This window comes from Nitratireductor aquibiodomus NL21 = JCM 21793 (genome assembly GCF_000615975.1).
Classification (GTDB): domain Bacteria; phylum Pseudomonadota; class Alphaproteobacteria; order Rhizobiales; family Rhizobiaceae; genus Nitratireductor; species Nitratireductor aquibiodomus.
Genome location: NZ_BAMP01000121.1, coordinates 1 through 10709 on the forward strand (window position 1 = coordinate 1; position 10709 = coordinate 10709).

Annotated in this window: 11 protein-coding genes and 1 pseudogene; 9 read left to right on the forward strand and 3 right to left on the reverse strand. The window is 62.6% G+C overall.

Translation table 11 applies throughout. The annotated features are described in order from the left end of the window. Together JCM21793_RS27570 and JCM21793_RS21185 are read left to right on the forward strand one after the other, a co-directional pair. Positions 1–284, forward strand: a 284-nt coding sequence (locus JCM21793_RS27570) for an ABC transporter permease (RefSeq protein WP_036541289.1), incomplete at its 5' end; no start/stop codon positions are given. Between the two features lie 4 nt (positions 285–288). Continuing rightward, positions 289–984: a GntR family transcriptional regulator gene (locus tag JCM21793_RS21185; RefSeq protein WP_025031635.1), complete on the forward strand. Its 696-nt coding sequence runs from the start codon at positions 289–291 to the stop codon at positions 982–984. 9 nt (positions 985–993) lie between these two features. On the opposite strand, the gene JCM21793_RS21190 is transcribed toward JCM21793_RS21185, so the two are convergent. Next, on the reverse strand, positions 994–1380 hold the full coding sequence (locus JCM21793_RS21190) for a hypothetical protein (RefSeq protein WP_025031636.1): 387 nt from the start codon (positions 1378–1380) through the stop codon (positions 994–996). Positions 1381–1519: 139 nt separating this feature from the next. Beyond that, on the reverse strand, positions 1520–2644 hold the full coding sequence (locus tag JCM21793_RS21195; RefSeq protein ID WP_025031637.1) for a Gfo/Idh/MocA family protein: 1125 nt from the start codon (positions 2642–2644) through the stop codon (positions 1520–1522). An 89-nt stretch (positions 2645–2733) separates the two neighbouring features. On the opposite strand from JCM21793_RS21195, the gene JCM21793_RS21200 reads away from it, so the two are divergent. The 7 genes and pseudogenes from JCM21793_RS21200 (at position 2734) to JCM21793_RS27580 (ending at position 10117) form a co-directional block, all read left to right on the forward strand. Further along, the gene (locus JCM21793_RS21200) at positions 2734–3546 is read left to right on the forward strand and encodes a MurR/RpiR family transcriptional regulator (RefSeq protein ID WP_007007171.1); all 813 of its coding nucleotides are present in this window, start codon (positions 2734–2736) and stop codon (positions 3544–3546) included. 143 nt (positions 3547–3689) lie between these two features. Beyond that, a pseudogene (locus JCM21793_RS27575) lies at positions 3690–5610 on the forward strand (bifunctional 5-dehydro-2-deoxygluconokinase/5-dehydro-2-deoxyphosphogluconate aldolase). Next, a complete protein-coding gene (gene iolD / locus JCM21793_RS21210; protein WP_025031638.1) occupies positions 5607–7430 on the forward strand; it encodes a 3D-(3,5/4)-trihydroxycyclohexane-1,2-dione acylhydrolase (decyclizing) in 1824 nt (607 codons plus the stop codon). Before JCM21793_RS27575 ends, iolD begins: the two are co-directional and overlap by 4 nt. Then, positions 7431–8339, forward strand: a complete 909-nt coding sequence (gene iolE / locus JCM21793_RS21215; protein ID WP_025031639.1) for a myo-inosose-2 dehydratase — start codon at positions 7431–7433, stop codon at positions 8337–8339. Further along, on the forward strand, positions 8336–8536 hold the full coding sequence (locus JCM21793_RS21220) for a hypothetical protein (protein WP_025031640.1): 201 nt from the start codon (positions 8336–8338) through the stop codon (positions 8534–8536). The genes iolE and JCM21793_RS21220 overlap by 4 nt, the downstream gene beginning before the upstream one ends. Before the next feature lie 10 nt (positions 8537–8546). After that, positions 8547–9362 (forward strand): 5-deoxy-glucuronate isomerase, encoded by an 816-nt coding sequence (gene iolB, locus JCM21793_RS21225; RefSeq protein WP_025031641.1) that lies wholly within the window; start codon positions 8547–8549, stop codon positions 9360–9362. A 179-nt stretch (positions 9363–9541) separates the two neighbouring features. After that, on the forward strand, positions 9542–10117 hold the full coding sequence (locus JCM21793_RS27580; RefSeq protein ID WP_202901445.1) for a MarC family protein: 576 nt from the start codon (positions 9542–9544) through the stop codon (positions 10115–10117). 10 nt (positions 10118–10127) lie between these two features. On the opposite strand, the gene JCM21793_RS29560 is transcribed toward JCM21793_RS27580, so the two are convergent. Continuing rightward, positions 10128–10709, reverse strand: a 582-nt coding sequence (locus tag JCM21793_RS29560) for a CDP-alcohol phosphatidyltransferase family protein (RefSeq protein ID WP_025031642.1), incomplete at its 5' end; no start/stop codon positions are given.

Sequence of the window (10709 nt, forward strand, 5' to 3'; positions counted from 1 at the left end):
CCGCCCTTGCCGGCCTGCTTCTCACCGCGCGTCTCGGCAGCGCCCACCCGACCGGCGGCAACGGCTTCCTGCTTCAGGCCTATGCGGCGGTCTTCCTCGGAATGACCGCCTTCCGCGATGGTCAGGCCAATGCGCTCGGCACGCTTCTGGGTGCCGCAATCATCGCCGTGGTCGCCAACGGCCTCACCATTCTCGGTGTGCCGAACTATCTGCAGGACATCTTCACCGGCTTGATCATCATCGGCGCGGTGCTGGTGCGAAACATCGGCGGCAGGGCGGCCTGAGCGCATGGGAGCGGACCACGCCTATCAGCGTCTCGCCAGCCGGCTCATCCGCGAGCTGACTGGCGGGCTGTGGCGCAATGGCGATCCGCTTCCCTCCGAACATGCACTGGCGTCGGCCTATGCCGTCTCGCGGCGCACCGTGCGTCAGGCGCTGGAGCTGCTCCAGCGCGAGGGTTTCGTCTCCAAGGGGCAGGGGCGCAGCACGGTTTACCGTGAACGCGCCATCGGACGCAGCGGCGAAAAGCTGGTGGATTTTCCCACCGCCGCCCGCGAGGCGGGCTTTCGTCCGTCAACGCGCCTCATCTCGACGGGGCATGTCGAGGCGGGTCTCTCTATCGCCCACGCTCTTTCTGTCCCGCTCGGAAGCGAGGTGTTCGAAATTCGCCGGGTGCGTCTTCTGGAGGGCCGTCCAGTCGTTCATCAGACCTCGCTCCTGCCGGCCCGTCTGGCCGGGAAGCTGGATGTCGCCACGCTGGCAGATACCTCGCTCTACACCATGTTGCGCGCGGCGCTGGGGGGCGAAATCTTCCTCGCCCGCGAACATGTCTCGCTTCTGTCGGCGTCGGAAGAAGAGGCCGCGGCACTGTCGATCCCGAAGGCCTCTCCGCTGCTCAGGGTCCAGCGCGTGGTGGTGGATGGCGAAGGCCGGGCCGTCGAATACTCCAACTCGGCCCTGCAGGATTCATTCTTCCGGTTCTAGCGACTGACCCTAAAGCCGCTCTACGAGTTTTACCTGAAACGTGTGCATCTGCCCCTGCCGGGAGATCGAGATATACTCACCTTGCCGAAATCGTTCTTCGCCGAGGCGAAAGCCGATCTCGTCGTCGCGTTCTCCCTCCTCATAGTCGAAATACCATTGCCCGCCCGGCTTGCGGCGCAGGCGGCCGATCTTGTCTTCCGCGTGCGGCTCAAAGCGACGCACGCGACACTGCGCCTGATGCTTTTTCCATTCAGCCGCGTCGAGATGCCCCTCAACATCGAGCGGGACCAGGAGATCGTAGCCCTCATCATGGTCGCCCATGGGGTGTCCCTTCTCCCGGGCGAGCTCAAGCCGCACATGACGGAATTTGGGAGAGAGATCAGAAGCTGTGGTCATGCTCAATCCTTTCGTTCTCCATCACCCAATGATGTGATTCTGGTCCTGCTTCTGCAAAGATCAAGCAGAGAAGCCTTCGTTTCCTTGATCGCGGTCAAATCCTTTCACCGGATCGGTGCGGCATGGCGAGGTCGCGCGCCTAACCCTGCACCGTCACGCGCCGCCCCTCGCGCGCTGAAGCGGCGATGGCATGGATTACCTTTTCGAATTCCAGCGCATCCGCGAAGTCAGGACCGACCTTCTCGCCGCCGGCGATTTCACGGAGGAACGCGCCCGCCTCCAGCACCTTGAGTTCGTTGAAGCCCAGTTGATGTCCGGGCGCAGGGCAGAAGGACGCATAGGCCCCGTGCGCCGGCCCGGTGAGGATCGTCCGAAAGCCCTGTTCAGCGGCCGGGCCCTCGTTCTGGTAAAGCTGCAGTTCGTTCATGCGCTCCTGCTCGAAAGCGATCATGCCTTTGGTCCCGTGCACCTCGAAGCCGAGCCTGTTTTTCCGGCCCCAGGCGGAGCGTGAGGTGGAAAGCACACCCTGCGCATCGTTCCCAAAGCGCACCAGTGCCGAAGCGACGTCTTCATTTTCCACCGTTCCACGCCCGCTTCCATCGGGCATGGGGCGTGTTTCGTGGATCGTCTGCATGTCGGCGACCAGGCTTTCCACCGGACCCATCAGCCCGTAAGCCATGGACACAAGATGGCAGCCAAGGTCGCCCAGAGCACCGAGCCCCGCCTCATTGATGCGCGCCCGCCATGTCCATGCGAGCTCCGGATCGGCCTGATAATCCTCGTCCACAAACCCGCGAAAATGCACCGGCGTTCCGATGGCACCCCTGGCAATTAGTTCGCGGGCATGTTCGAAAGCCGGATTCTTGATGTAATTGTAGCCGACCATGGTTTTCACACCGGCTCTGCCGGCCGCTTCAGCCATCGAGCGGGCCTCGTTCAGGGTCAGGCCCATTGGCTTCTCGCAGTAAACATGTTTGCCGGCTTCAATGGCTGCCAGCGCCATCTCGCAATGCATGCGATTGGGCGTGGTGATGGAAACGATCTCCACGGCCGGGTCGTTCACCAGCGCGCGCCAGTCATCCGTGGCGCGTGCGAAACCGAATTGCGCCGCCATCTGTTCGGCGCGCTCTGCGGGCGTGTCGCACAGAATTTCCAGTCGTGCGGTCGGAACGTCTCCCAGCACCGCCCTTGCGGCTCGAAAGGCGAGTGCGTGAGCCTTGCCCATGAAACCCGTCCCGATGAGGCCGACGCCGATATCGCGCATGGAAATTATCCTCTACCACTGGAATTTTTATTCCAATTGCGTAAGATTGTTGAAGTCACGCTGTCAAGCGAAAGAAAGAGAGAATTGGCATGTCAGAGCTTTCCGCACCGCAGACCATCGAGGAATTGCTCGACCGAATGCTGGAGGTTTCAGACGGCCTGCCCAAGCGTTTGAAACAGTGCGCCGACTATGTGGCGGCAAACCCCGACCGCATCGCGGTGTCGACCGTGGCGGAAATGGCGGAGGGCGCCGGGGTCAAGCCATCTGCTTTCATGCGGTTCTGCCAGGTGCTCGGTTTCTCCGGCTTCTCGCAGATGCAGCGTCTTTTCCGCGATTCCTATGCACAGAACTGGCCTGATTATCCAACGCGGCTCGAAAAGCTGAGAGAGAGCGGGGCCGGCAGCGCCTCGGCGCTCCTTGCCGAGTTCATCGAAGCGGGGCGCCTTTCGCTCGAAAGCCTGGCCAAGACCATCGATCCGGATACGCTCGATGCGTCCATCCGGGCGCTTTCGCAGGCAAACATGGTGCACATCGTCGGTCTACGTCGTGCCTTCTCCGTCGCGGCCTATTTCGCCTATGCCTTCGAGAAGATGAACGTGCCGACGATGATCCACGATCATGTCGGCCGGCTCGACAATCGTCATGCCATCCGTAAGGGCGATGCAGTCATCGCCATCACGTTTGCACCCTACACGCCCGAGACCGTCGAACTGGCAGAGGCCGCACGGGCGGCAGGCGCCGAGGTGATCGCCATTACAGATGCCATTGCCAGTCCGCTTCGGCCCATAACGCCTCTCATGCTGACGGTTACCGAGGCCGATTTCGGTGATTTCCGGTCGCTTTCCGCAACGCTCTCTCTTGCCGTTGCTCTCGTGGTCGCTGTTGGAGCCTCTGTACCGTAAAATGGAATTCTGATGTTGATTTTGGGATTAAAATAGAACATATCTTCCATTATGGAGATCGATGGAATGCCGGTCCCGGCAAACCATCGCCCCTGTTGCCGGGCGGGAGCGCAGCGCAGCAGGAACGCATGGAGGAGACAAGGATGAAGTCCCTCGACCTCATCACCATCGGCCGGTCCTCGGTCGATCTTTATGGCGCGCAGGTGGGTGGCCGGCTGGAGGACATGGGCTCCTTCAACAAATATATAGGTGGTTCGCCGACCAATATTGCTGCCGGCACGGCGCGACTCGGCCTGAAGTCGGCCCTGATCACGCGCGTCGGCGACGAGCATATGGGACGCTTCATCCGTGAGGAACTGAAGCGCGAGGGCGTGGACACGCGCGGCGTCGTCACCGATCCCGAGCGCCTGACCGCGCTTGTGCTTCTCGGCATCCGCGATCAGGAGCAGTTTCCGCTGATCTTCTATCGGGAAAATTGCGCCGACATGGCGCTTGATGAAGAAGACATCGACCCGGATTTCATTGGCGAGGCACGCTGTGTCTGTGCGACCGGCACACATCTCTCTCATCCGCGCACCGAGGCTGCCGTTCTGAAGGCGCTGCGGCTCGCCCGCGAACATGGCGCGCTGACGGCGCTCGACATCGACTATCGCCCCAACCTTTGGGGACTTGCCGGTCACGGTGCAGGCGAAAGCCGCTTCATAGAGTCCGAACGCGTCACCGCCAAGCTGCAATCCACTCTGCCCTTGTTCGATCTCATCGTCGGCACGGAAGAGGAATTCCACATTGCCGGCGGTTCGACCGACACGATGGAGGCACTCAAGACTGTGCGCGCGCTGACCGACGCCGTTCTTGTCTGCAAACGGGGACCGATGGGCGCGTCCGCGTTTACTGGCGCAATTCCCGGCACGCTTGATGAAGCGAAGCCGGCGAAGGATTCCCGATCGAGGTGTTCAACGTGCTTGGCGCGGGCGACGGTTTCATGTCCGGGCTTCTCAAGGGCTGGCTCTCGGGTGAGGACTGGCCCACAGCCCTGAAATACGCCAACGCCTGCGGCGCCTTCGCGGTCTCCCGTCACGGCTGCACGCCGGCGTATCCCTCCTTCGAGGAGCTGAAGCACTTCTTCCGCACCGGCATCCGCGATAAGGCGCTGCGCAAGGACACAGCGCTCGAGCAGGTGCACTGGGCGACGACGCGGCATGGCGACTGGTCGCAGATGCGCGTCTTCGCCTTCGATCACCGCATGCAATTGGAGCTATGGCCGACGAGGCTGGCGTCCCTCACGAGCGCATTGGAGACTTCAAGAAACTGTGCCTTGCGGCGGCGAAGGCCGTGGCTGACGGTCGCCATGGATACGGTATTCTGTGCGATGGCCGGCTTGGCCGGGATGCGCTCTACGCCGCCTCGGGTTCCGGGCTGTGGATCGGCCGTCCGGTCGAATGGCCGGGCTCGCGCCCGCTCACGCTGGAGCCTGCCATAGGGCCGGATTACGGCGGCCTCGGCGAGTGGCCTCTGGAAAACGTCGTCAAGGTTCTGTGCTTCTACCACCCGGATGATGAGCCGGAGATGCGGGAAGAGCAGGAGGCCACCGTCAGGCGCCTTTTCGCCGCCAGCCGCCGCAACCGGCTGGAGATGCTGCTCGAGATCATACCGTCCAAGGTCGCGGCCTGCGACGATGACACGGCGGCCAGGGCCATCGAGCGCTTTTACGAGATCGGTGTTTTCCCCGACTGGTGGAAGCTGGAACCGATGACATCGCGCACGGCGTGGCAGAATGCCTGCGATGCAATCAGACGCAACGACCCGCACACGCGCGGCATTGTCGTTCTCGGACTTGATGCGCCGGCAAAGGAACTCGAAGACAGTTTTGCGGTTGCCGCCTCCTTCGATCTGGTCAAGGGTTTTGCCGTCGGGCGCACAATCTTTGCGGCTGCGGCACGGCGCTGGCTCTCCGGCGCGATCGATGACCGGACGGCCATCGCGGAAATGACGGAGAATTATGCAAACCTCTGCGCTGTCTGGGATCGGGCGCGGGCGCGGGCACGAAAGGGAGAGGCGGCATGAAGACAGTCAGGCTGACGGCCGCACAGGCGGCGATCCGCTATATCGCTGCCCAGAAGAACGAGGACGGCGAGACCTTCATAGCCGGCATGTGGGCCATTTTCGGCCACGGCAATGTGGCCGGCATAGGCGAGGCGCTCCATGCGGCCCGCGACACGCTCACCACCTATCGCGGGCACAATGAGCAGTCCATGGCCCATGCGGCGATCGCTTATGCGAAGCAGCTTGGCCGGCGGCGTGCCATGGCCGTCACCTCGTCCATCGGTCCTGGTGCGACGAACATGGTGACGGCGGCTGCACTCGCCCATGTGAACCGACTGCCGGTGCTTCTGATGCCGGGCGATGTCTTCGCCAATCGGGGTCCCGACCCGGTGTTGCAGCAGGTGGAAGATTTTGGCGATGGCACGGTGAGCGCCAATGACTGTTTCAGGCCTGTTTCGCGCTATTTCGACCGTATCACCCGGCCTGAGCAGCTTCTGACCGCGTTGCCGCGCGCCTTCCGCGTCATGACCGATCCGGCCGATTGTGGCCCGGTCACGCTGGCCTTCTGCCAGGATGTGCAGGTCGAGGCCTACGATTGGCCGGAGAGCTTTTTCGACGAACGCATCTGGCGACGGCGCAGACCCCGGCCAGACGAGAACGAACTGGCCGATGCCCTCGAAGCCATTCGTGCGGCAAGCCGCCCGGTTATCGTTGCGGGCGGTGGCATTCACTATGCCGGTGCGTGCGCAACGCTGAAAACCTTCGCGGAGAAACACGCCATCCCGGTCGTGGAAACGCAGGCGGGAAAGTCCGCACTCCCCTGGGATCATCCGCTCAATCTTGGTCCGGTCGGGGTCACGGGTTCGGCCAGCGCCAATGCAATCTGCGAAGAGGCGGATCTTGTTTTCGGTGTCGGCACGCGGTTTCAGGATTTCACCACCGGCTCCTGGGCGCTGTTCAGGAAAAAACGCCGCATCCTTGCACTCAACGTCCAGCCCCATGACGGAACCAAGCACGATGCGCAGGCGCTGATCGCTGATGCAGATGTGGGTCTGAAGCTCCTGTCTGCAGGCCTCGGTAGCTGGAAGGCGGAGGCACCGGCGCCGGCACTTAAGGAAGACTGGTTCAGGGCCGCCGATGCGGTGACGGAAGCACCTGCGGTGGACGAAAACGCGCTGCCCACCGACATGCAGGTCATCGGCGCGGTACAGCGTGCGGCGCGCGAGAACACGGTGGTCATGTGCGCGGCCGGCACCATGCCCGGTGAGCTGCACAAGCTTTGGAAAGCCGGGCGCCCCGGCTCCTATCACATGGAATATGGCTATTCCTGCATGGGCTATGAGATCGCTGGCGGGCTGGGCATCAAGATGGCAGAGCCTGAGCGCGACGTGATCGTGATGCTGGGCGATGGCTCCTACATGATGATGAATTCGGAGCTCGCCACTGCCGTTTCGATGGGCGTCAAGATCACCGTTGTCATCACCGACAATCGCGGCTTCGGCTGCATCAACCGGCTGCAGATGGGCACCGGCGGAGCCGAATTCAACAATCTGCTCGACCATACGCACCATGTGAATCCGTCGCATATCGACTTCGTCGCTCATGCCGCTTCCATGGGGGCGGAGGCGTGCAAGGCCGGGTCCATTGCCGAACTGGAGGTTGCCCTTGCCGAGGCGCGTGCCGCGAAAGGGCCCTTTGTCGTCGTGATCGATACGGACCCCTATCCCACCACTGAAGCCGGCGGCTACTGGTGGGATGTCGCCGTGCCCGAGGTCTCGGACCGGCAAGAGGTCAATGCTGCCCGCAAAGCCTATGAAAATGCGTTGAAAGAAAGAACCTGAATGATCCGCTTCGGCACCAATCCCATCGCCTGGTCAAACGATGACGACCAGACCCTCGGCGCGCATATTTCCCTCGAACAGTGTCTGGCCGAGGCGGGGTCCATCGGCTTCGACGGCATCGAGAAGGGGCACAAGATGCCCTCGGATGGCGAGGCGCTGAAAGCGATTCTCGCTGGGCACGGTCTCGTCTTCGTTTCCGGCTGGCACTCGCTCAATCTGCTGGTCAACGACATCGAGACCGAGAAGAAGGCGATTCAGCCGCATCTCGACATGCTGAAAGCGAATGGCTGCAAAGTGTGCATCGTCTGCGAGACGTCGAACGCCGTTCATGGCGACGACGCCGTGGCGCTCGCAGACCGCCCCCGCCTTGAGGATGATCGCTGGCCGGCCTTTTGTGCCGGTGTGGAGGCGATTGCCGAATACTGTGCGGAGCAGGGCATTGCACTGGTCTATCATCACCATATGGGAACCGTGGTCGAAAACCGCGAGGAGATCGGCCGCCTGATGGATGGCACCGGTCCGGCAACGCGTCTTCTGCTCGATACCGGCCATGCCTGGTTTGGCGGGTCCGACCCGGTGGAACTTGCCGAGACCTATGGCGACCGGGTGTCCCATTTCCATGCCAAGAATGTCCGCCCGGCAGTTCGCAGCGAAGTGGAGAAGGAGAAACTCTCCTTCCTTGCCGGTGTGCGGCGTGGTGTCTTCACCGTTCCAGGCGATCCGGAGGGCGGCATTGCGTTTGAACCTGTCCTGAGCGTGCTTGCCCGGAAGGGTTATGATGGCTGGCTTGTCATCGAAGCCGAACAGGACCCGCTCAAGGCCGATCCGGTGACATATCAGTCCATGGGGCTGAAGGCGCTCAGGCAGGCAGCGCATGCAGCCGGTCTTGTCCGGGATGATGCCGCATGAATTTTCTCGACCCCCGTCACCCCTTCTTCCGGCCTCTCTGGCGGCGGGTGGTCGTGGTGGCGGTCTGTCTTGGCTGGGGGCTGTTCGAGTTTGTCTCCGGCGCGCCGTTCTGGGGAATTCTGTTCACCGCTGCGGGTGTCTATGCGGCCTGGTCGCTGCTCTACACTTTCACACCCGGCGACACCGAAAACGAATGAGGTAAGCACCGTGTCCGATCTTCTGGTCAAACCCGCAGGCACCACCGGCAAGGTGCACGACATCACGCCGGAATCGGCGGGTTGGGGCTATGTCGGCTTCGGTCTCTACCGTCTCAAAGCCGGTGAAACGGCCTCCGAGGCGACCGGGGATCGCGAGGTCATTCTCGTGCTGGTCGAGGGCAAGGCGGAGATTTCCGGCGCAGGCAGGGCGTTTGGCGAACTGGGCGAGCGCATGAATGTCTTCGAACGCCTGCCGCCCCACGCGGTCTACATCCCCAATGGCGCCGAATGGCAGGTCAGGGCGACAACCGACTGCACACTCGCCGTCTGCACCGCGCCCGGCAGGGGCGACCATGAGGCGCAGGTCATCGGCCCCGCCGGCATCAATCTTGAAGAGCGTGGCAGGGGCGCCAACACGCGCTTCATTCACAACATCGCCATGGAAGGCCGCGACGTGGCCGACAGTCTGCTCGTCACCGAGGTCTACACCCCGCAGGGCAACTGGTCGTCCTATCCGCCGCACCGTCATGACGAGGACGATTTCCCGAACATGACCTATCTGGAAGAGACCTATTATCACCGGCTCAACCCGGCTCAGGGCTTCGGCTTCCAGCGGGTGTTCACCGAGGATGGCGAACTGGACGAGACCATGGCCGTGAGCGATCACGATGTGGTTCTGGTGCCGAAGGGGCACCATCCCTGCGGGGCGCCCTATGGCTATGAGATGTATTATCTCAACGTGATGGCCGGTCCCTTGCGCAAATGGCGCTTCGCGAACCACCCGGATCATGACTGGATATTCCAGCGGGATGCAAAAGCCGGTTGATTACAAATCAGGTGCTCCGGCGTCGCTCCCGCGAAATGTTGATGCCATACTGTCCCGCAGTGTGCTGAGTCGCACCCGCCATTGGCGGCAATGGCGTGCGAACGAGGTCTGGGGAGGGGCATGGATTATACGGAACTGACCAAGGCGTTCGGCGCCTTTTTCGCCATCATGAACCATTCGTGAACCTGCCGGTCTTTCTGGCCCTGACGGCGGGCTTCACGGTGCAACAGCAGCGGGTTCTGGCGTTCAGGATTGCCATTTTCTCCGCCATCATGTGCGCGGTTATCCTGTTCGCGGGGCAGGCGATCATCAGCTTCTTCGGCATAACGGTGGACGAGTTTCGTGTGGCCGGCGGCGTCGTTCTCGCCCACATCGCCTGGTCGATGCTGAACGGGAGCGGCTTCTCTTCCCACCATGGCACCGACCGGGAAAAGGATCACATGAGTGATCTGTCGGGGCTCGCTTTCTATCCGATCACGTTTCCGATGATCGTCGGCCCCGGCACCATCGCAACGCTGATCATCTACACGGGACACGCCGGCGGGTTTGAGGCGACGCTGGCCATTGGCGCCGTGGTTGCCGTCATTCTTGCGATCCTGTTCGTCGTCCTCTTCTTCGCATCCGGGATCGGACGCGTGTTGAGCGAGACCATGCGCGTCATCACCACGCGGCTCATGGGCATGATCCTGCTCGCCATCGCGGTCGAGATGATCGTCGCTGGCGTGAAAGCCGTGTTGCCGGGACTGGCCTCATGAACGCCCAGCTCTAGCCCCTGAGCGCCCTCACCAGCCGCACCGACCGCCGCAGGGCGGTCAATGCGGCGCCAAGGGCAACGATCCAGAGCGCCACTGTCAGCACCTGGCCGTGCCCGCTCCACAATGGTTCGAACAGCGAAAGCGCCGCCGCGGCCGTGATTGCAGCCATGCGATGCGGCTTGGCCATGGGGCCGGAGAAATCCGCCTCCTGTCCGCAGGCGCGTCCAAGCTCACGCACATAGGCGGTGAGAACGGCGAAGCCGGCGGCGGCCCAGCCGAGCGCCGGTAAGCCCACGCCATAACCCACGCCGACAAGGATCGCGATATCGGCCACACGGTCGGGGAATTCGTTCCAGAAGGCGCCATCCGGCGAACCCTTGCCCGCCTCCACGGCCACCATTCCATCGAAGAGGTTGCACAGGAGGCGACATTGCACAAAAAGGCCGCCCAGAAAAAGGAACGCCAGCCTGGCCGCGCCATCGGTCTCGCCCGTCTGCCAGAAGGCGAGGCCGGCGAGCGCTGCAAACCCCATGCTCGCCATGGAAATCTGGTTGGGCGTGATGGAGGTCGCGGCCAGCCAGCGCGTCACGGA

What these genes read in the sequence shown, in the direction of transcription:
- JCM21793_RS21220 (WP_025031640.1), top strand. Translation starts at nt 8,336, where the DNA reads ATGAATTTTCTCGACCCCCGTCACCCCTTCTTCCGGCCTCTCTGGCGG.
- iolE (WP_025031639.1), top strand. Translation starts at nt 7,431, where the DNA reads ATGATCCGCTTCGGCACCAATCCCATCGCCTGGTCAAACGATGACGAC.
- JCM21793_RS21195 (WP_025031637.1), bottom strand. Translation starts at nt 2,644, where the DNA reads ATGCGCGATATCGGCGTCGGCCTCATCGGGACGGGTTTCATGGGCAAG.
- iolD (WP_025031638.1), top strand. Translation starts at nt 5,607, where the DNA reads ATGAAGACAGTCAGGCTGACGGCCGCACAGGCGGCGATCCGCTATATC.
- JCM21793_RS21190 (WP_025031636.1), bottom strand. Translation starts at nt 1,380, where the DNA reads ATGACCACAGCTTCTGATCTCTCTCCCAAATTCCGTCATGTGCGGCTT.
- JCM21793_RS21185 (WP_025031635.1), top strand. Translation starts at nt 289, where the DNA reads ATGGGAGCGGACCACGCCTATCAGCGTCTCGCCAGCCGGCTCATCCGC.
- JCM21793_RS21200 (WP_007007171.1), top strand. Translation starts at nt 2,734, where the DNA reads ATGTCAGAGCTTTCCGCACCGCAGACCATCGAGGAATTGCTCGACCGA.